Genomic DNA, 19,915 nt, shown 5'->3' with positions numbered 1-19,915 from the left:
GCAGGATTTGAAAATGGCAACGAGCGCAGCGGCACACGGCGATCACGCGCAAGACCACGGACATGACCACGAGCACGCCCATCCGACCGGATGGCGGCGCTACGTCTATTCGACCAACCACAAGGACATCGGCACGATGTACCTGATCTTCGCGGTCATCGCCGGCATCATCGGTGCCGCGATGTCGATCGCGATCCGGGCCGAGCTGATGTATCCGGGCGTGCAGATCTTCCACGAGACGCACACCTACAACGTCTTCGTGACCTCCCACGGCCTGATCATGATCTTCTTCATGGTCATGCCCGCGATGATCGGCGGCTTCGGCAACTGGTTCGTGCCGCTGATGATCGGCGCGCCCGACATGGCGTTTCCGCGCATGAACAACATTTCGTTCTGGCTGCTGCCGGCCTCCTTCGCGCTGCTCTTGATGTCGACCTTCGTCGAGGGCGAGCCGGGCGCCAACGGCGTCGGCGCCGGCTGGACCATGTACGTTCCGCTGTCGAGCTCCGGCCATCCGGGCCCGGCCGTCGACTTCGCGATCCTGTCGCTGCATCTGGCGGGCGCCTCGTCGATCCTCGGGGCCATCAACTTCATCACCACCATCTTCAACATGCGCGCACCGGGCATGACCCTGCACAAGATGCCGTTGTTCGTGTGGTCGATCCTGGTGACGGTGTTCCTGCTGCTGCTGTCGCTGCCCGTACTCGCCGGTGCGATCACCATGCTGCTCACCGACCGCAATTTCGGCACGACCTTCTTCGCGCCGGACGGCGGCGGCGACCCCGTGCTGTTCCAGCACCTGTTCTGGTTCTTCGGTCACCCCGAAGTGTACATCCTGATCCTGCCCGGCTTCGGCATGATCAGCCAGATCGTCTCCACCTTCTCGCGCAAGCCCGTGTTCGGCTATCTCGGCATGGCCTACGCCATGGTCGCGATCGGCGGCATCGGCTTCGTGGTGTGGGCGCACCACATGTACACGGTCGGCATGTCCTCGGCGACCCAGGCCTATTTCGTCGCCGCCACGATGGTCATCGCGGTTCCGACCGGCGTCAAGATCTTCTCGTGGATCGCGACGATGTGGGGCGGCTCGATCGAATTCCGCGCGCCCATGATCTGGGCGGTGGGCTTCATCTTCCTGTTCACCGTCGGCGGCGTCACCGGCGTCGTGCTTGCGAATGCCGGCGTCGACCGCGTGCTGCAGGAGACCTATTACGTCGTCGCGCACTTCCACTACGTGCTGTCGCTCGGCGCGGTGTTCGCGATCTTCGCCGGCTGGTACTACTGGTTCCCGAAGATGTCGGGCTACATGTACAACGAGACGCTGGCGAAGGCGCACTTCTGGGTCACCTTCGTCGGCGTCAACCTGGTGTTCTTCCCGCAGCACTTCCTCGGCCTGTCGGGCATGCCGCGCCGCTACGTCGACTATCCCGACGCGTTCGCCGGCTGGAACCTGGTCTCGTCGCTCGGTTCCTACATCTCCGGCTTCGGCGTCCTGATCTTCCTCTACTGCGTGATCGACGCCTTCATGAAGAAGGTGCCGGCGGGCGCCAATCCCTGGGGTGCGGGTGCGACCACGCTGGAGTGGACGCTGCCCTCGCCGCCGCCGTTCCACCAGTTCGAAGTGCTGCCCCGCGTGCAGTAATCGATCTGTCGCGGCGCCCGTGACGGGCGCCGCGGCTCTATAACGAAGCGAGTTGAATTAAGTGTCCGTTCTCGACCACAACGCCGTCGACATCGATCCGCGCATCTCCGAAGCGGAGGTTGCCGACTACATCGCGCTGCTCAAGCCGCGGGTGATGTCGCTGGTGATCTTCACCGCGCTGGTGGGAATGGCGATGGCGCCCGGGCATTTCCATCCCGTGCTCGCGATCACCTCGCTGCTCTGCATCGCCGTCGGCGCCGGCGCCTCCGGTGCGCTCAACATGGCGCTCGAAGGCGACATCGACGCCAAGATGTCGCGCACGGCCAACCGGCCGATTCCGCGCGGCCGCATCACCCGTCCGGAGGCGATGGCGTTCGGAGTCACGCTCGCTTTCTTCTCGGTGATGACGCTCGGCATCCTCGTCAACTGGATCGCAGGCGCGCTGCTCGCCTTCACCATCTTCTTCTACGTCGTGATCTACACGATGTGGCTGAAGCGCTGGACCGCGCAGAACATCGTGATCGGCGGCGCCGCCGGTGCCCTGCCGCCGGTGGTGGCCTGGGCCGCGGTCACGGGCACGGTCGACGTCGAGCCGCTGCTGCTGTTCGCCATCATCTTCTTCTGGACCCCGCCGCATTTCTGGGCCCTGGCGCTGTTCCGCTCCGACGATTACGCGCGCGCCGGCATTCCGATGCTGCCCAACGTCGCCGGCCCCGACGCGACGCGTCTGCAGATCCTGCTCTATACCGTCGTGCTGATCGCGGTTGCCGCCGCGCCCTGGGCGCTCGGCTATTTCGACGCCGTCTATGGCGTGGTCTCGCTGATCCTCGGCGCCGGCATGCTGGTGCTCGCGATCAACGTCTATCTGCGCCGCGAGCGCAGCCAGTCGCTGCGTGCGACGCGGAAACTGTTTGCTTTCTCGATCCTGTATCTGTTCGCGCTGTTCGCGACCCTGCTGGCCGAGGTCGTGTTCCGGGCGCTTGCTCCGATGGTCGGGGGCGCATGAGGCAGGAATGGCTGACAAACCCGAGCCAGATGGAATCGTCCTCACCGAGGCGCAGAAGAAAAGCCGTCGTCAGCGCTCCATTGCCATTGCTCTGGCGCTCGGCGTCCTCGTGGTGCTTTTCTTCGCCGTCACCTTGGTCAAGGGACCGGCGGTGCTAGTCCGGCCGATGTAGGAAATATGGATCAAGAGCCGACCATATCGCGCGACGTCAGCGCCAAGCCGGCCAGGGGCCGTGCCAAGGGCCGCGGGCTGGGTCGTGATGTGGTGGTTGCGTCCATCTGCGGCGGCGTGGTCGCGCTGATGGTCGGTGCCTCCTACGCGGCGGTGCCGTTCTACAACTGGTTCTGCCGCGCCACCGGCTTCAACGGCACGACGCAAGTCGCGACCTCCGCACCCGCGACCGGTCCGATCGCACGGAAAATTGCAGTGCGCTTCGATTCCAACGTTGCGCCCGGCCTGCCCTGGAAGTTCGAGCCCGAGCAGAACGAGATCGAGGTCAACATCGGCCAGGTCGTGACTGTCTTCTACACGGTCACCAACCTGGCTGCGCGCACCACCGCAGGGCAAGCCGCCTACAACGTCGCGCCGCTGACGGTCGGCTCCTACTTTCAGAAGATCAATTGCTTCTGCTTTACCGAGCAGACCATGGCGCCGGGCGAGAAGCGCGAGATGCCGGTCGTGTTCTACGTCGATCCCTCGATCGCCGACGACCGCGAGAACGACGGGCTCGGCACGATCACACTGTCCTACACATTCTATCCGGCGAAGGATCCGGTGGTGAAGCCGCTGGCATCGGGCGAAGCCGACAAACGCAAGGGAAATCTCTGACCGCCGTGCTCACGCCCGGAAGGTTGGACGCAAGGGGATAAGTGCCTGATAGGCACGGGATTGAGGAGAGAGACGGACATGGCTACGGCGCAAGGCAAGCATCACGACTATCACCTGGTCGATCCCTCTCCCTGGCCCGCCGTCGGTTCGCTCTCGGCCTTCATCATGGCGGTCGGCGCGATCGCCTGGATGCACCACATGTTCGCGGCCGCCCCGATCGTGTTCGGCGTCGGCACCGTCGGCGTGCTCTACACCATGGCGAGCTGGTGGGGCGACGTGATCAAGGAAGCCCAGTACAAGGGCGACCACACCCGGGTCGTGCAGCTGCATCACCGCTACGGCATGATCCTGTTCATCGCCTCCGAGGTGATGTTCTTCGTCGCCTGGTTCTGGGCCTATTTCAATGCGGCGCTGTTCCCGGCCGACGCCGTCCACGCCACCCGCGACGCGGTGTTCGGCTGCGGTCTCGGCACCCAGGCCGGCGCCTGCGCGGTCCCCGGCACCTGGCCGCCCCACGGCATCGAGACCTTCGATCCCTGGCACCTGCCGCTCCTGAACACGCTGATCCTGCTGACGTCGGGCACCACCGTGACCTGGGCCCACCACGCGCTGCTCGAGAACGACCGCCAGGGCCTCAAATACGGCCTGATCCTCACCGTCGTGCTCGGCGCGCTCTTCACCTGCGTGCAGGCCTATGAGTACAGCCACGCGGCGTTCTCCTTCGCCGGCAACGTCTATGGCGCGACCTTCTTCATGGCGACCGGCTTCCACGGCTTCCACGTGCTGGTCGGCACCATCTTCCTGATCGTGTGCCTAGCGCGCGCCTATGCCGGCCACTTCACGCCGAAGCAGCATCTCGGCTTCGAATTCGCCGCCTGGTACTGGCACTTCGTCGACGTGGTCTGGCTGTTCCTGTTCCTCTGCATCTATGTGTGGGGACACGGTGCCGAGACCATGGCTCACGGCGCGCACTGAGCTGTGATGGATTGATTGGAAAGGGCGGCCGCAGGGCCGCCCTTTCGCTTTCCGGCCGCCGCAAGATTCAGCGGAAAATGTGATAAGGCACGCCATCATGAACGACACCGCCGGTCCGTCCGAGCCCAAAACCACCGTCCTGCAAAGCGCGTTGCGCGGGCTTGCCTGCAAATGTCCGCGCTGCGGCCAGGGCAAGCTCTATGCGGGCTTCCTCAACCTCGCCCCGGCCTGCGATCGCTGTGGCCTCGACTATGCCTTCATCGATTCCGGCGATGGTCCGGCGATCTTCATCATCATGCTGGCCGGCGCCATCGTCGTCGGCTGCGCGCTCGTCGTCGAGGTCAAGTATCAGCCGCCGTTCTGGCTGCATGCGGTGCTCTGGCTGCCGCTGATCCTCGCCACCACGCTGCTGCCGCTGCGCTCGATGAAGTCGCTGCTGATCGCACTGCAGTTCCACCACAAGGCGGCGCCCGGCCGGCTGATCGACCGCGCGAAATGAGAGAGACTGCGCGCAAGCCTCGCGTGGCCGGCTTCGCACTGTTCACGCTGGTCCTGACCGCGACCTTCGTCGCGCTCGGCGTCTGGCAATTGCAGCGCCGGACCGCCAAGCACGAGCTGATCGCGGCGCTCACCGAGCGGCTGGCCGCAGCGCCCGTTGCGCTGCCGCCGGCTGCACAATGGGCGGCGCTGAATCCCGCCCGCGACGAATTCCGCCGTGTCAGCTTCACCGCGACCTATGCCCCGCTGCCCGACGCGATGGTCTATTCGTCCGGGTCGGCCGTCCGCAAGGACGCTTCAGGTCCTGGCACCTGGGCCTTCGTGCCGGCGCGGCTTGCGACCGGCGAGATGGTCGTGATCGATGCGGGCTTCGTCGAGAACACGATGCAGGACCGCAGCGTCGAGGACCGTGCGGTGAAGAAGCTCGTGACCGGGCAACCGGTCGCGCTCACCGGCTATCTCCGCTTTCCCGAGGCACCTGGCTGGATGACGCCGGAGGCGAATCGCGACAAGCGGCTGTGGTTCGTGCGCGATCATCTCGCGATCGCAAGCGCGCTTCATTGGGGCGCGGTGGCGCCGTTCTATGTCGACCTCGAGCAGCCGGTGCTCGAGAACGGCATTCCGCGGCCAGGCCCGCTCGACGTGCATCTGAAGGACGATCATCTGCAATACGCCGTCACCTGGTTCACGCTTGCGGGCGCGGTGCTGATTGCCTTCGGCGTCTGGATGCGCGCCCGGCGCGAAGGTTAATGGCGCCCGTAGGTTCCCGGACAGGATCCGGAATCGTCCGGACTTTATTATTCAATCCATTTTCACGAGTGTGATCCCAAGCCGCTCGAGTTTGTCCGCGGCAGACAGGAATGCAGCGTGAGCGATATCGATCAGATGGGAATTGTCGTCGATTGGGTGGATGCCTGCAGGAAGGGCGATCTTGCGATGTTGCTCGACCTCTATGCGGACGATGCGCTGGTCGAGTGCACGTGCAATGGCATGCAGCACTATCATCGCGGCAGGCGCGAGCTCGAAAGCTACTGGGGGTCGCGGCTCAGCGCCTATCTGGCGGCGGGTTTCGGACTGGAGGAGATCGAGCCGGCGCCGCATGGCGTCGATCTCGAATATTCCGTCGCGGGCGCACTGCGTATTCACGCCTCGTTTCGCTTCAGCCCGGAAGGCAAGATCTACAGCACGCAGTGCACGCCCTCGCGACAGAACGCCCACGACGGCTGCGCTTGCTGAAGCACGAGCACCAAAGCGCGATGTCGATCATCCCGATCTCATCGCGCTTTGGCGTCAGGGGGGCGCGTCTCGCGCCTTCTCCACCGGCAAGTGGCAGCGCACATAGGTTCGCTCATCCGCGCGCAACAATGACAACGAGCCGCTGAGCGCGCGCACGCGCTCATGCATGCCTGTCAGGCCGCGGCCGAACAAATTGCCCTCGGGAAAACCGCCGCCGTCGTCGGAGACCTCGATGACGAGCCCGTCGCCCACGATAGAGGCCTGCACATCGGCATTGCTCGCTCCGGCATGGCGCAGCACGTTGGTCAGCGCCTCCTGGATCACGCGATAGACGGTCTGGGCGAGCGGCCCGTCGATGGCGTTGAGGCCGGGATCGATCCTGGCCGTGAGGCCGATATGCGGTGCCTGCTTGCGAAAGTTCCGAAGCAGCGTCTGCACGCTCGTCTCCAGCCCCAGTTCCTCGATGTAGAGCGGGCTCAGCCGGTCGAGGATGCGGCGGTTGGTCTGCTGCAGCGCCTCGACCGATTGCAGCACCTCCTCCGCCGAATTGCCGAGATTTCCTGCCGGTGGGGAGGTCTCCATCAGCGAGATCGTGCCGGCGCGGATGCTGAACAGCAGCGGGCCGAGCTCGTCGTGCAGCTCGCGGGCGAGATCGCGCCGCTCGTCGTCCTGGAGTGACACCAGGCGGTGCAACAGGTCGCGATTGTCCTGGCTCAGTTGTGCGAGCGTTGCGCCGAGAGCGTTGGCCGCCTCGCAGCTGCGCCGGATCTCCGGCGGGCCTCCGACCGGGATCGGCGTCGCGTAGTCGCCGCGCCGCATTCGCGTCAGTCCTTCGCCGAGATATTGCAGCGGACGCACCACCGATCCCGCGAAGACATAGGCGATGGTGCCGGTGAGCACCATCAGCACGACGACAAGGCTGGTCAGCGCGAGGAAGCCGACCCACTTCTCGAACAGATCGGCCGACAGGTCCGGCACGAACACGATGTCGCCGACGTGCCTGCCGTCAATGACCACCGGCGACGCAGCGTCGAGGTCCGGCACGGTCAAGAGGTTGAGAAACCACCGCGGAACCGCCTCGAGGTTGGCCAGGCCGTCCTTTACCGACGGGATGGGGCCCGCCTCCGCTGCGCGGAATTGGATATCGGAAGAGGTGTCCAGGGACTGGACAAAGGCCTGGAGCGTCTTCTGCGGATCGTCCGAGGCGCGCAGGGTGTTGTTGAGCGCGGCGGCGATCGTTTTGATCGAACGTCGAGCCGGCTCGTTCTCGTCGGCCAGTTGACCGGTTGCAAATATCTGCAGCAATATGCCGCCCAGGACCAGCGCCGCGAGAAAACCTGCGCCGAGCGGAAGAAACAGTTGCGTCCTGAAGGAAAGTCGTTGCCACATTAGGTCAATTCTAACGCGCATCGGCGTGATTTGCTCTTTCCATTTGTTCCCGCCGGTCTATGAGTCGCAAAACGAGAGAGCGCGCGATGCAAGATATTGCCAAACCGGCGACCCGAATTCTCATTGTCGACGACCACCCGGTGGTGCTGTCGGGCTGCCGTACCCTGTTTGCCTCCGACCATTCGATCCGGATCGAAGAGGCCACCGACGCCAAATCCGGGCACCGTGCCTATGTCAGCAAGCGGCCCGACGTCACCGTGATCGACATCAGCCTGCCCGATGTCTCCGGCTTCGAGCTGATGCGACGCATACGCAAAGACGATCCCGAGGCCAAGATCATCATGTTCAGCATGAACGACGATCCGGCCTTCGTGGTGCGGGCCGTCGAGCTTGGGGCCCAAGGCTATGTCTCCAAGGGCGACGATCCCCGGATCCTGCTGAAAGCGGTCCGCAAGGTGGTCGCGGGCGACAATTTCATCTCGCCCCAGCTCGCGGAGGCCGTGACCTTCTCGGGCGCCGCGATCAAGGCCAATCCGGCCTCGCAAATGACGCCGCGGGAGCTGGAGATCCTCCGCCTGCTCGGTCGCGGGGACAAGATCGTCGAGGTCGCCGAGGCGCTCGGCATCTCCTACAAGACCGTCGCCAACACCACCTCGTTGCTCAAGCAGAAGCTTGGCGCCAAGAACCATTCCGACCTGATCCGGATCGCCGTGGAGATCGGGATGGGCTGACCTACCGCCGGCGACCGAACCGGCTGCTCCAGGATGCAGCGGTTCGGCCGACGGATCGGCGCCTCCACCGGCCGGGCAATGCATGGCCGGCGGCTGACGCCGTCCGCCGACACAATGGGCCGAAGCGATGTTGGTTCCTGCCTGGATCGGAGCTTCAGGAAAGACCGGCAAAATACCTTCTGATCTGGTCGCGGCGGGAGTAGCGGTATTGGCGCGCACCGGGAGAAATAGGAACATTTGCCGGGATGCGCCGTTTTGCGCTTGACGAGTTCGTGACAGGCGACGAAAGCTTGCACCAACAGTTTTAGCGGGCAGGCGTCCCGGACGAGCCAAACCGGTCTGCACATATCAACGACAGACCTTCCAAGAGAGGGCTGCGGCACGGCCGCAGCCCTTTTCGTTTGAATGGCCCGGGCGGGAAGCGGTTTGCCGATGCCGCAAAACACTTTATGGTGGCGCGAAGCCTCTGGCTGTTGGCAAGTAATTTCTTAAAATCAAAGGCTTACGGATCTGGCTCAGGCTCGGCCGGCCTTTGGAGGGCAGTTTGACTCGTTATATCTCGACCCGGGGCGAGGCCCCTGAACTCGGCTTCTGCGACGTGATGCTGACCGGGCTTGCGCGTGACGGCGGCCTCTATGTCCCGGCGACGTGGCCCCAGCTCCCGGCCGAGACCATCGCCGGCTTCTTCGGCCGCCCCTATTGGGAGGTCGCGGTCGACGTGATCCGTCCCTTCGCCGCCGGCGAGATCTCCGATGCCGAGCTCGGCCGCATGGCGAACGAGGCCTATGCCACCTTCCGCCATCCCGCCGTGGTGCCGCTGCGCCAGATGTCGCCGCACCAGTTCGTGCTGGAGCTGTTCCACGGTCCGACGCTGGCCTTCAAGGACGTGGCGATGCAGCTCATCTCGCGGCTGATGGACCATGTGCTCGAAAAGCGCGGCCAGCGCACCACCATCGTGGTTGCCACCTCCGGCGATACCGGCGGCGCCGCGGTCGAAGCCTTCGCCGGCCTCGAGAACGTCGACCTCATCGTGCTGTTTCCGTACGGCCGCATCTCCGAGGTGCAGCAGCGGATGATGACGACGACGGGCGCGGCCAACGTCCATGCGCTCGCCATCGAAGGTACCTTCGACGACTGCCAGGCGCTCGTGAAGAGCATGTTCAACAACCATCGCTTTCGCGATGCGACCTCGCTCTCCGGGGTCAACTCCATCAACTGGGCACGCATCGTCGCCCAGGTGGTCTACTACTTCACCTCCGCCGTCGCCGTCGGTGCGCCGGCGCGTGCGGTGGACTTCGTGGTGCCGACCGGCAATTTCGGCGACATCTTCGCCGGCTATGTCGCCAAGCGCATGGGCCTGCCGGTGCGCACCCTGCGCATCGCCGCCAACGTCAACGACATCCTGGCGCGCACGCTGAAGACCGGCATCTACGAGGTGCGCGAGGTGCACGCCACGGCGTCGCCGTCGATGGACATCCAGATCTCCTCGAATTTCGAGCGGCTGCTGTTCGAGGCCGGCCGGCGCGATGCGGCCGGCGTGCGCCGCCTGATGGATGCGCTGAAGCAGTCCGGGCGCTTCGTGCTGCCTGACGCGACGCTGGCCGCGATCCGCGAGGAGTTCGACGCCGGGCGGGCCGACGAGACCGAGACTGCCGCTGCGATCCGCGCCGCCTGGCGCGAGGCGGGCGAGCTGGTCGACCCCCATACCGCGGTGGCGCTCGCCGTTGCCGACCGCGACACCACCGACACCCGGGTGCCGAGCATCGTGCTCTCCACCGCCCATCCGGCCAAATTCCCCGATGCGGTCGAAGCGGCCTGCGGCCAGCGGCCGCAACTGCCGGCCTGGCTCGACGGTCTCATGACCAAATCCGAACACATGAAGGTGATGAAGAACGATCAGGCCGAGGTCGAGCGGTTCGTGCTGTCGGTCAGCCGCGCCGCAAAGCAGGGAGTTGCCGGATGAGCGTCGAGATTTCCAAGCTTGCGTCCGGCCTCACCGTCGTCACCGACAAGATGCCTCATCTGGAGACAGCCGCGCTCGGCGTCTGGGCCGGCGTCGGCGGACGCGACGAGAAGCCCAACGAGCACGGCATCTCGCATCTCTTGGAGCACATGGCGTTCAAGGGCACGACCAGGCGCTCCTCGCGCGAGATCGTCGAGGAGATCGAGGCGGTCGGCGGCGACCTCAATGCCGGCACCTCGACCGAGACCACGTCCTATTATGCGCGGGTGCTGAAGGCCGACGTGCCGCTCGCGCTCGACGTGCTCGCCGACATCCTGGCCAATCCCGCCTTCGAGCCGGACGAGCTGGAGCGCGAGAAGAACGTCATCGTGCAGGAGATCGGCGCGGCGCAGGACACGCCCGACGACGTCGTGTTCGAGCATCTCAACGAGCTTTGCTATCCCGACCAGCCGATGGGGCGTTCGCTGCTCGGCACGGCGAAGACGCTGCGCAGCTTCAACCGCGACATGCTGCGCGGCTATCTCTCGACGCATTATCGCGGTCCCGACATGGTGGTGGCGGCCGCCGGCGCGGTCGATCACGCCAAGGTGGTCGCCGAGGTCGAGGAGCGCTTTGCGAGTTTCGAGGCGACGCCGGGCCCGAAGCCGCAACCCGCCCAGTTCGGCAAGGGCGGCGCCAAGGTGGTGCATCGCGAGCTCGAGCAGGCGCACCTGACGCTGGCGCTGGAAGGCGTGCCGCAGAGCGACTTGTCGCTTTTTTCGCTTCAAGTTTTCACCAACGTCCTCGGCGGCGGAATGTCGTCGCGGCTGTTCCAGGAGGTGCGCGAGAAGCGTGGCCTCTGCTATTCGATCTACTCGTTCCACGCGCCCTATACCGACACCGGCTTCTTCGGCCTCTACACCGGTACCGATCCGGCCGACGCGCCGGAGATGATGGAGGTCGTGGTCGACATCATGAACGATTCGGTGGAGACCCTGACCGAGGCCGAGATCGCGCGCGCCAAGGCTCAGATGAAGGCAGGGCTCCTGATGGCACTGGAGAGCTGCTCGTCCCGCGCCGAGCAGCTCGCCCGGCACGTGCTCGCCTATGGCCGGCCGCAGACGGTGCAGGAACTCGTGGCCCGGATCGACGACGTCAGCGTCGAATCGACACGGGACGCGGCGCGCGCGCTGCTTTCGCGCAGCCGCCCTGCAGTTGTCGCATTGGGCAGCGGCAGGGGTCTGGACACGGCGGTATCTTTTGCGGAAGGATTGACTCGGGCGCGCGCCAAGGCGCGGCTGCATTAGGAGCCGCGCGAGGAAGCCCCCGCCCCGGGAAGCATCACCATGGCCCTCTTTCGCCTGCCGTCCAGTGGACCCGCCGCGCTCGCTCCGCGCGGCAACGGTCTGTTGCTGCGCGCGCCGCAGATGTCCGACTTCCTGCAGTGGGCGCATTTGCGCGAGACCAGCCGCGACTATCTCACGCCCTGGGAGCCGATCTGGCCGTCGGACGATCTGACCCGCTCCGGCTTTCGCCGCCGCCTGCGCCGCTATTCCGAGGACATCGCGGCGGACCGCTCCTATCCGTTCCTGATCTTCCGTGAGCTCGACGGCGCCATGGTTGGCGGCATCACGCTCGCCAATGTCCGGCGCGGCATCGTGCAGGCCGGCACCATTGGCTATTGGATCGGCCAGCCCCATGCCCATCGCGGCTACATGACGGCCGCGTTGCGCGTGCTGCTGCCGACGTTGTTCGGTGAGCTCAATCTGCATCGGGTCGAGGCCGCCTGCATCCCCACCAACGCGCCGTCGATCCGGGTGCTGGAGAAGTGCGGCTTCTCCCGCGAGGGCCTCGCTCGCCGCTATCTCTGCATCAACGGGGTCTGGCAGGACCACCTGCTGTTCGGCCTGCTGCACGAGGATTTCCGCGGCTGAGCCGCCCGATTCGTGCGGCGCAAATCCCCTTTTGCCGCCTTGGGTTCGCCGATTTTGGCGATATAACCCGCAAGGCCGGCCGGTCGGCCGAACATTGTTTATGGAGTATGGGCGTCGATGGTGAAGGAGCTTCGGTCTTCGCGGACTACGTTGCGGCAGGGGACGGCGGTCGCGCTGGCGTTGTCGGTTGCGCTCGCCTCCGTCTCGCCGGTGGCGGCCCAGTCGTTGAGCGACCGCTTCAAGAGCCTGTTCGGGGGCAAGTCCGACGAGCCGGCCCAGCCCAAGCCGGCGCCCGCGCCCGGCCAGCCCGCGGCCGACGACGACGTCGATTGCCCGCAGGTCACGGTGCGCGCCGGAGCCTCCACCTATGCGGTCGGCGCCGGCGGCAAGCCGGCCGCCGGCAATGACGTGCGCTTCCAGGCCACGATCACCAAGATGGCGCGCGAGTGCATCCGCAGCGGCGGCGACATCACGGCCCGGATCGGTATCCAGGGCCGCGTCATCGCCGGTCCTGCGGGTGCTCCGTCATCGGTCGAGGTTCCCCTGCGCGTCGCAGTAGTGCAGGGCGGCGTTGGCGAGAAGGTGATCGCCTCCAAGGCCTACCGGACCACGGTCGAGATGTCGGAGGGCGGCAGCGTGCCCTTCACCATGGTCGTCGAAGATCTGGTCTATCCGGTGCCGTCAGCTGCGGTCGCCGATACCTACATCTTCTACGTCGGCTTCGACCCGCAGGCGCTCACGCCCGAGCCGAAGGGCCGCAAGAAGAAGTAGGGGCGAATTCGGCTCTGTAAGGCGCGTGCGGCCTACGCGAAATAGCGCGCCAGGATCCCGCGATACACCTTCGTCAGCTTTTCCAGATCCGTGACCGGCACCCGCTCGTCGACCTGGTGCATGGTCTGGCCGACCAGGCCGAATTCGATCACCGGGCAATAGCTCGAGATGAAGCGCGCGTCCGACGTGCCGCCCGAGGTCGACAGCTCGGGCTTGCGTCCCGTCACCTCCTCGATGGCGGACACCGCGAGATCGGTGAAAGGGCCGGGCTTGGTCACGAATACATTCGAGTTCGACGGCTCCCAGACGATGCGGGCCTTGATGCGGTTGCCGCAGGCCTTGGCGAAGCGCGCCTCGATCAGCTCGCGCAGGGATGCCTGGGTGTGGTTGTCGTTGTACCGGATGTTGAACTTTGCGCGGGCCTCGCCGGGGATGACGTTGGAGGCCTTGTTGCCGACGTCCACTGACGTGAATTCGAGATTGGAGGCCTGGAACTGCGCGCTGCCATGGTCGAGCGGCTCGTCGGAGATCGCCACGATCAGGCGCGAGATATCCGGCACCGGATTGGAGGCGCGGTGCGGATAGGCGACGTGGCCCTGCACACCTTCGACGACGAGCGTGCCGGATTGCGAGCCGCGGCGGCCGACCTTGATGGTGTCGCCGAGCGTCTCGACATTGGAGGGCTCGCCCAGCACGCAATGATCGAATTTCTCGCCGCGCTCCGCGGCCCACTTCAAGAGCTTGATGGTGCCGTTGATGGAGACGTCTTCCTCGTCGCCGGTGATCAGGAACGAGATCGAGCCCGCGCCGTCTGCCCGCGGCTTGCCGCCATTCGCCGCGAGATGCTCCAGCACCGCCGCGACGGAGCAGGCGATGCCGCCCTTCATGTCGACCGCGCCGCGCCCGTGCAGCACGCCGTCCTTCACCTCGCCGGAGAATGCGCCGACGCTCCAGGCGCTCTCGTCGCCCGGCGGTACCACATCGGTGTGGCCGGCAAAGGTGATGTGCGGTCCCTCGGTGCCGATGCGCGCATAGAGATTGTCGACGTCGGCGGTGCCTTCCTCGCTGAAGGTCACGCGGTGGCAGGTGAAGCCGGCGGCGCCGAGGGCTTTTTCAAGCACCCCCAGCGCGCCGGCGTCTTCAGGGGTTACCGAGGGGCAGCGGATGAGATCGCGGGCTATCGAGAGAGCATCGGCCATGCGCCCCGCTTAACATGCATGCCGCCGGGTGGGCTAGCACTGGGCGGGACAATTTCGATCTCGCGGCTCTGGTCCCAGCTTGTCGCAGCGGGGGCGGTCGATCTCGAACTGTCCTCGATCTCGAGAAGCGGATCCGGGCCGAACCGGTTGTGCCCCGAACTGCCGGGCCGGCAGAACATGTCGACGAAGCCCCACAGCCACAGGATGGAGAAGGGCAGGCTGATCGAAGGCATCCAGCTGAACTTGGGCAGCAGGTCCGCGAACTGGCTGAACAGGCCGGGCAGGAAGAAGAACGGAACGATCCACCAGCCCCTCCTGTCGCGATCGTGCAGCCGCTTGATCGCCGTCGCGAGATAGATCCAGAAGAACAGCGCCATGCCGGATGTCTTGAGGATCGCGGTCGCAAGATCGGTGGACGACAGCGAGTGGGAGGCGCGGGGATCGACCAGCTTGAAGAGGTCGTCGAGACCGAAGTCGAAATCGAGCTCGATGCCGAGCTTCAGGGTGGATCGCCCAGCGAGGATTCCGATGAGCTGACCGGCGATCTCCAGCAAGCCCGCCAGCAGCGCGACGATCAGCAACGCCTGCCACAGCAGTGCGCGGTTGATACGGCCGTCGAAGCGGAAGAGATACCAGATCCAGTCCATGCCAGGGGCTCCGGGCGGCGGGAGCCGCCGGAAATTGGTCGCGATCGACCGAGGGAGGGTTCGATAGGCGCCGCGAGAGCCTCTTTCACCTCTCCCCGCTTGCGGGGAGAGGTCGGATTGCGAAGCAATCCGGGTGAGGGGGTACAGGTCTCGCGGCAATCGCCTCCGCGGAGGGGGGCCCCTCACCCCAACCCTCTCAGAGCAAAGCTCGTCGCGGCCCCGTAAGAACGGGGAGAGGGGTTAGGAGAGAGTCTTAATCCCGCAGCAGCTCGTTGATGCTGGTCTTCGAGCGCGTGCGCTCGTCGACGCGCTTGACGATCACGGCGCAGGCGGTGCTGGGGCCGATCTGGCCGTTCTTCATCGGCTTGCCGGGCAGCGCTCCGGGCACCACCACCGAATATTCCGGCACCTCGCCCATGAAGACCTCGCCGGTCTCGCGGTCGACGATCTTGGTCGATGCGCCCAGGAACACGCCCATCGCCAGCACCGCACCCCTGCGCACGATCACGCCTTCGGCGACTTCCGAGCGCGCGCCGATGAAGCAGTCGTCCTCGATGATGACGGGCTCGGCCTGCAGCGGCTCGAGCACGCCGCCGATGCCGGCGCCGCCGGAGATGTGCACGCGCTTGCCGATTTGCGCGCAGGAGCCGACGGTGGCCCAGGTGTCGACCATGGTGCTCTCATCGACATAGGCGCCGAGATTGACGAAGGAGGGCATCAGCACGACGTTCTTGGCGATGAAGGCCGAGCGGCGCACCACCGCGCCCGGCACCGCGCGAAAACCGGCATCGCGAAAGCGGTTCGGGCCCCAGCCCTCGAACTTCGAGGGCACCTTGTCCCACCAGCTCGCCTTGCCGGGACCGCCAGGAATGACGTCCATGTCGTTGAGGCGGAACGACAGCAGCACGGCCTTCTTCAGCCACTGATTGACCTTCCACGTGCCGTCCGCACCGCGCTCGGCAACGCGCGCCTCGCCCTTGTCCAGGGTCTCCAGCGCCTGGTCCACGGCCTCGCGCACCTCGCCCTTGGTCGTGGTCGAGATGCCCTCACGGGCGTCGAAGGCGCTGTTGATGGTGGACTCCAGGGCGGACAGGGACATCGGGATTTCCTCTTCAGATCGGGAATTTTGATGGGATTGGGCGCTTTTTCGGGATTTGGAGGGGCGGTGTCAAGGCTACGGCGTCGTCCTTCCGACGGCTGTTATCGTGGCGACAATTTCGCCAGGAAACCCGCCAGATCGTCCGTGACATGGTCGACATGGGCCGCATCCCGGCCCTCCAACTCCCAATCCTCGCGCACCACCTCTTTCGTGCCATCAGGCACCACCAGCACGGTGGTCATGCCGAGCTCGTGGGGAACGGTGAGGTTGCGGGCGAGGTCCTCGAACATGGCGGCGCGTGTCGGATCGACCGCATGGTCCACGAGGAATTTCCGGTAGGTCTGCTCCGCCGGCTTCGGCTCGAATTCGGCGGCGATGATGTCGAACACGCCATCGAAATGGCCGGCGAAGCCGAGCCGCGCCAGCACCGCATCGACATGGTCGACCGAGCCGTTGGTCAGGATCAGCTTGCGGCCCGGCAGCCTTGCGATGGCCTCGCCGAGCTGCGGGTTCGGCTCCAGCGGCGAGTGATCGATCTTGTGGACGTAAGCGAGGTAGTCGTCGGCGTGGACGCCATGCAGGGTCATCATGCCGCGCATGGTGGTGCCGAAGCGGCGGTAATAGTCCTTCTGGATGTTGCGCGCTTCCGCCGGCGTGACGTTCAGCCAGTTGCACACGAATTCTCCGATCCGCGCATCGACCTGCTGCCACAGATTGACGTGATGCGGATAGAGCGTGTTGTCGAGGTCGAACACCCAGGTGTCGACGTGGGAGAAGGGGCGGGGGGAGGTCATCAAAACTCTATCAATCACGGCACCGCAAACCGCAGCGTCTTGCCGCCGCTCGACATGTCCACCGCGCCGAAGCCCGCCGCCGCAAATCCGCGCGCGGCGCAATCGGTCTGCTCAACCGTCTCGAACTTGGTCTCGCGCGTGCAGAGCTGCTTGTCGCCGCCCCAGTTCAGCGGCCTGTCCTTCTGCTTGATCGTGCGGTTGTCGGCATCGACCGCTTCGGCGAAGCTGAAGATCTGCTTCGGCTGGCCGCTCACGTCGGGATGCAGGCACTTGCCGGGATCGATGCGGTACCAGCCGCGGCTGGTCACGGACTTGCCGTCGTCGGTGGCGATCGCCGCCATCACCTTGTGCGGCGTGTCGTTGCACCAGGTCAGCCCGCTTGCCGACGGCGTCTGGGTCGCATCGACCATGATCTTGAAGAAATTTTGCGACGACACCGTGTCGGAGGACAGCCCGCGGCTCTTCAGGAATGCGGCGAGGGCTGCCTGCGTCTTCGGCCCGTCGACGCCGTCGATGGCGCCGACGTCGTAACCGATGATCACCAGCAGCCGCTGGATGCCGGCGAGCCGCGCCTGCTCGTCGTCATATTCGGAATCCTCGGCGAGATAGCTGACGAGATTGCCGTCGTCGCCTCGCGTCGGCGTCACCTGGGTGAAGGGAACCTGCGTCTGCCCGCTGCGGCACTGTCGCGCGGCGGCGATGACGAAATTGTCCTGCGCCACGCACAGCATGTCGTTGCCGTTCTGCGGGATCGGGGAGGCGCCGTAGATGCCGAGCGCGCGAGCATTGAGCAAAATGCGGTCGGCGGTCAGCGTGCCCTGCACCACCACGCGGCAGGTGGCGGGATCGATCCTGAACCAGCCGCGCGTCGCGGTCGCCGCCTTGTCGTCGATGCCGATCGCGGCCTCCACGACATAGGACATGCGGTTGCAGATCTTGAGGTCGGCGAACGCCGGCGCGGAGGAGAAGAAGAACGAGACGGCGGCCGCAGGCAGCGTCATCAGGAAACGGCTGAGGGCGGAACGGCAATGCCTCGGCTCTCTCCGCCCGGCCATGACGGCGTCTCTCGTCTTCTCGCCCCTCACTTGTGGATCAGCGTCCCCGTGCCCTGGTTGGTGAACAGCTCGAGCAGCACCGCGTGCTGCATCTTGCCGTCGATGATGACGACGCCCTCGACGCCCTGTTCGAGCGCGTAGATGCAGGTCTCGACCTTCGGGATCATGCCGCCGGAGATGGTGCCGTCGGCGATCAGTTTGCGCGCGTCCTTGACCGAGAGCTGCGGGATCAGCTTCTTCGACTTGTCGAGCACGCCGGGCACGTCGGTGAGCAGCAACAGGCGTTTTGCTTTCAGCGCGCCCGCAACCGCACCGGCAAAGGTGTCGGCGTTGATGTTCAGCGTCTGGCCGTCCTTGGAGGTCGCGAGCGGTGCCAGCACCGGGATCAGCTCGTAGCCGATCAGCTGGTTGAGCAGCGTGAGATCGACCTTCTCGGGGTCGCCGACGAAGCCGAGATCGACCGCCTTCTCGATATGCGAACCCGGATCGACGATGCTGCGCGTCGTCTTCGTCGCCTTCACCATGTTGCCGTCCTTGCCGGACAAGCCGACGGCCTTGCCGCCGGCCTCGTTGATGTAGCCGACGATCTGCTTGTTGACCGAGCCGGCGAGCACCATCTCGACGATCTCGATGGTGGCGGCGTCGGTGATGCGCAGGCCAGCGGCGAACTCCGAGACGATGCCGAGACGCTTGAGCATGGTCGCGATCTGCGGTCCGCCGCCATGCACCACCACGGGGTTGATCGCGGTCTGCTCCAGCAGCACGATGTCGCGGGCAAAGTTCTTCGCGGTCTCCTCGTCGCCCATGGCATGGCCGCCATATTTGATGACGATGGTTTCCTCGTCATACTGCTGCATGTGCGGCAGCGCTTCGGACAGGATGCGGGCCTGGTCGAGCGGGGAGATGTCGGTCATGTCACGGTCTCGCTGGCGGATCGGTCGGCGCGTTCTATCCGATTGGCGGGCGGGGCGCAAAGCGATGTTCTTCCCCTCTCCCCTTGTGGGCCGCAAGGGGAGAAGGAAGAAGGCACCTACTTCCTCGCCACCACGGCCGCGAGCGTCACCGCCAGCCAGCTCGCAATCATCACCGTCCCGCCGGTCGGCGCCGCCATGGGAAACAGCGAGTGCCCCGCATATTGCCGCAAGGTGAGATCGCCGGCGAACAGCGCGGCGCCGATCACAAAGCCGGACGCCGCGATGAGGCCAATTCCGCCGTGCAGAACGCCGCGCGTGAGCAAACCAATCACCGCAAGCATGGCAGTTGCATGAAACAGCAGCATGGCGCTGGCGGAGGCGAGGCGACTCGCGTCCGCGCCATGGGCGGAGGCCGCGGCGAGTGCGACGCCGGCGGCGCCCATCAAGCCGGTAAGCCCGATCAGGAGGCGGTGCGCCACCATTACTTGCTCCGCTCTTCCAGCAGCTTCGCCATCGCGGCCCGCAGCTCGGCCATGCCGGTCGAGCTACGCGAGGAGGTGGCGAGCACGTTCGGGAACGCGGCCGGATGTTTTGCCAATGCCGCCTCGGTCTCGGCGATGCGCGATTGCAGCTCGGAGGCCTTCACCTGGTCGGCCTTGGTGAGCACGATCTGGTAGCTGACGGCGGAGCGGTCGAGCGTCTTCAGGATCTCGAGATCGACGTCCTTCAGCCCATGCCGCGCGTCGATCAGCACGTAGACGCGCGCGAGGCTGGCGCGGCCCAGCAGGAATGTGTGGATCAGCTCGGTCCAGGACGCGACCTGGCTCTTCGGTGCCTTGGCATAGCCATAGCCCGGCATGTCGACGAGGCGCAGGTCCTTCTTGCCGGGGACCTCGAAGAAGATCAGCTCCTGGGTGCGGCCCGGCGTATGCGAGGTGCGCGCCAGCGCGTTGCGTCCCGTGAGCGCGTTGATCAGGCTGGACTTGCCGACATTGGAACGGCCGGCAAAGGCGATCTCGAGCCCCTCCATCGGCGGCAGTGTCTGGATCGACGGCGAGGCCCAGATGAACTGCCAGTCGCGTGCGAACAGCTTGCGCCCGGCCTCGATCAGCTTCGCATCTTTGTCGTCGGTCATGCGAAGCTCGCTGTTTCCCCGCGTCATTGCGAGCGACTTGTCCGCCGTAGCTCGAAGAGCGAAGGCGGAAGCGAAGCACTCCAGACTTTCTCCGCGGAAACGGTCTGGATTGCTTCGTCG

At 65.5% G+C, this 19,915-nt stretch carries 22 protein-coding genes; 13 read left to right on the top strand and 9 right to left on the bottom strand.

All coding sequences use genetic code 11. The features are described 5' to 3' along the window. Positions 1–13 precede the first annotated feature (13 nt). The 8 genes from ctaD to ACNJYB_RS37145 all read left to right on the top strand — a co-directional run bounded on the left by ctaD (position 14) and on the right by ACNJYB_RS37145 (position 6,185). Positions 14–1,642, top strand: coding sequence for a cytochrome c oxidase subunit I (gene ctaD, locus ACNJYB_RS37180; protein WP_439371578.1), 1,629 nt, complete (start codon positions 14–16; stop codon positions 1,640–1,642). Between the two features lie 61 nt (positions 1,643–1,703). Further along, positions 1,704–2,648: a heme o synthase gene (locus ACNJYB_RS37175; protein WP_439371577.1), complete on the top strand. Its 945-nt coding sequence runs from the start codon at positions 1,704–1,706 to the stop codon at positions 2,646–2,648. Between the two features lie 7 nt (positions 2,649–2,655). Beyond that, positions 2,656–2,820 carry a CoxF protein gene (locus ACNJYB_RS37170; protein WP_439371576.1) on the top strand — a complete coding sequence of 55 codons (165 nt, stop codon included), beginning with the start codon at positions 2,656–2,658 and terminating at the stop codon, positions 2,818–2,820. Between the two features lie 5 nt (positions 2,821–2,825). Further along, the gene (locus ACNJYB_RS37165; protein WP_439371575.1) at positions 2,826–3,476 is read left to right on the top strand and encodes a cytochrome c oxidase assembly protein; all 651 of its coding nucleotides are present in this window, start codon (positions 2,826–2,828) and stop codon (positions 3,474–3,476) included. 78 nt (positions 3,477–3,554) lie between these two features. Further along, positions 3,555–4,451 (top strand): cytochrome c oxidase subunit 3, encoded by an 897-nt coding sequence (locus ACNJYB_RS37160; protein WP_080133478.1) that lies wholly within the window; start codon positions 3,555–3,557, stop codon positions 4,449–4,451. A gap of 97 nt (positions 4,452–4,548) precedes the next feature. Continuing rightward, positions 4,549–4,950, top strand: coding sequence for a DUF983 domain-containing protein (locus ACNJYB_RS37155; RefSeq protein ID WP_439371574.1), 402 nt, complete (start codon positions 4,549–4,551; stop codon positions 4,948–4,950). After that, positions 4,947–5,699 carry an SURF1 family protein gene (locus ACNJYB_RS37150; RefSeq protein ID WP_439371573.1) on the top strand — a complete coding sequence of 251 codons (753 nt, stop codon included), beginning with the start codon at positions 4,947–4,949 and terminating at the stop codon, positions 5,697–5,699. Before ACNJYB_RS37155 ends, ACNJYB_RS37150 begins: the two co-directional genes overlap by 4 nt. Before the next feature lie 117 nt (positions 5,700–5,816). Next, positions 5,817–6,185 carry a nuclear transport factor 2 family protein gene (locus ACNJYB_RS37145; protein ID WP_439371572.1) on the top strand — a complete coding sequence of 123 codons (369 nt, stop codon included), beginning with the start codon at positions 5,817–5,819 and terminating at the stop codon, positions 6,183–6,185. Positions 6,186–6,239: 54 nt separating this feature from the next. On the opposite strand, the gene ACNJYB_RS37140 is transcribed toward ACNJYB_RS37145, so the two are convergent. Next, entirely contained in the window at positions 6,240–7,574 is a 1,335-nt protein-coding gene (locus ACNJYB_RS37140; protein WP_439371571.1) for a histidine kinase, read from the bottom strand. Between the two features lie 86 nt (positions 7,575–7,660). Here ACNJYB_RS37140 and ACNJYB_RS37135 point away from each other — a divergent pair, with 86 nt between their 5' ends. The 5 genes from ACNJYB_RS37135 to ACNJYB_RS37115 all read left to right on the top strand — a co-directional run bounded on the left by ACNJYB_RS37135 (position 7,661) and on the right by ACNJYB_RS37115 (position 12,952). Then, a complete protein-coding gene (locus tag ACNJYB_RS37135) occupies positions 7,661–8,305 on the top strand; it encodes a response regulator transcription factor (RefSeq protein ID WP_439371570.1) in 645 nt (214 codons plus the stop codon). 544 nt (positions 8,306–8,849) lie between these two features. Next, positions 8,850–10,268 (top strand): threonine synthase, encoded by a 1,419-nt coding sequence (gene thrC / locus ACNJYB_RS37130; protein WP_439371569.1) that lies wholly within the window; start codon positions 8,850–8,852, stop codon positions 10,266–10,268. Beyond that, positions 10,265–11,554, top strand: coding sequence for a M16 family metallopeptidase (locus ACNJYB_RS37125; RefSeq protein ID WP_439371568.1), 1,290 nt, complete (start codon positions 10,265–10,267; stop codon positions 11,552–11,554). The genes thrC and ACNJYB_RS37125 overlap by 4 nt, the downstream gene beginning before the upstream one ends. A 39-nt stretch (positions 11,555–11,593) precedes the next feature. Then, positions 11,594–12,181 (top strand): GNAT family N-acetyltransferase, encoded by a 588-nt coding sequence (locus ACNJYB_RS37120; protein WP_100177964.1) that lies wholly within the window; start codon positions 11,594–11,596, stop codon positions 12,179–12,181. A 117-nt stretch (positions 12,182–12,298) separates the two neighbouring features. Further along, positions 12,299–12,952 carry a hypothetical protein gene (locus tag ACNJYB_RS37115; protein WP_439371567.1) on the top strand — a complete coding sequence of 218 codons (654 nt, stop codon included), beginning with the start codon at positions 12,299–12,301 and terminating at the stop codon, positions 12,950–12,952. A gap of 32 nt (positions 12,953–12,984) precedes the next feature. Here ACNJYB_RS37115 and dapE read toward each other — a convergent pair whose 3' ends face one another. The 8 genes from dapE to yihA all read right to left on the bottom strand — a co-directional run bounded on the left by dapE (position 12,985) and on the right by yihA (position 19,795). Further along, a complete protein-coding gene (dapE, locus tag ACNJYB_RS37110) occupies positions 12,985–14,151 on the bottom strand; it encodes a succinyl-diaminopimelate desuccinylase (RefSeq protein WP_439371566.1) in 1,167 nt (388 codons plus the stop codon). Next, positions 14,130–14,798, bottom strand: a complete 669-nt coding sequence (locus ACNJYB_RS37105) for a DUF805 domain-containing protein (protein ID WP_439371565.1) — start codon at positions 14,796–14,798, stop codon at positions 14,130–14,132. The genes dapE and ACNJYB_RS37105 overlap by 22 nt, the downstream gene beginning before the upstream one ends. A 253-nt stretch (positions 14,799–15,051) precedes the next feature. After that, positions 15,052–15,897, bottom strand: a complete 846-nt coding sequence (gene dapD / locus ACNJYB_RS37100; protein WP_439371564.1) for a 2,3,4,5-tetrahydropyridine-2,6-dicarboxylate N-succinyltransferase — start codon at positions 15,895–15,897, stop codon at positions 15,052–15,054. A 101-nt stretch (positions 15,898–15,998) separates the two neighbouring features. Beyond that, entirely contained in the window at positions 15,999–16,691 is a 693-nt protein-coding gene (locus ACNJYB_RS37095) for a pyrimidine 5'-nucleotidase (RefSeq protein WP_439371563.1), read from the bottom strand. A gap of 14 nt (positions 16,692–16,705) precedes the next feature. Further along, complete coding sequence (locus ACNJYB_RS37090) at positions 16,706–17,692, bottom strand: DUF1036 domain-containing protein (protein ID WP_439375740.1); 987 nt, start codon at positions 17,690–17,692, stop codon at positions 16,706–16,708. An 80-nt stretch (positions 17,693–17,772) separates the two neighbouring features. After that, complete coding sequence (gene argB, locus ACNJYB_RS37085; protein ID WP_439371562.1) at positions 17,773–18,660, bottom strand: acetylglutamate kinase; 888 nt, start codon at positions 18,658–18,660, stop codon at positions 17,773–17,775. 116 nt (positions 18,661–18,776) lie between these two features. Then, a complete protein-coding gene (locus ACNJYB_RS37080; RefSeq protein ID WP_439371561.1) occupies positions 18,777–19,142 on the bottom strand; it encodes a DUF423 domain-containing protein in 366 nt (121 codons plus the stop codon). Further along, on the bottom strand, positions 19,142–19,795 hold the full coding sequence (yihA, locus tag ACNJYB_RS37075) for a ribosome biogenesis GTP-binding protein YihA/YsxC (protein ID WP_211413002.1): 654 nt from the start codon (positions 19,793–19,795) through the stop codon (positions 19,142–19,144). The genes ACNJYB_RS37080 and yihA overlap by 1 nt, the downstream gene beginning before the upstream one ends. Between the last annotated feature and the right edge of the window lie 120 nt (positions 19,796–19,915).

This window comes from Bradyrhizobium sp. SMVTL-02, from assembly GCF_051853005.1.
Classification (GTDB): domain Bacteria; phylum Pseudomonadota; class Alphaproteobacteria; order Rhizobiales; family Xanthobacteraceae; genus Bradyrhizobium.
The sequence above is the reverse complement of the archived record's forward strand: the minus strand, read 5'-3'. Positions and strand labels throughout refer to the sequence as shown.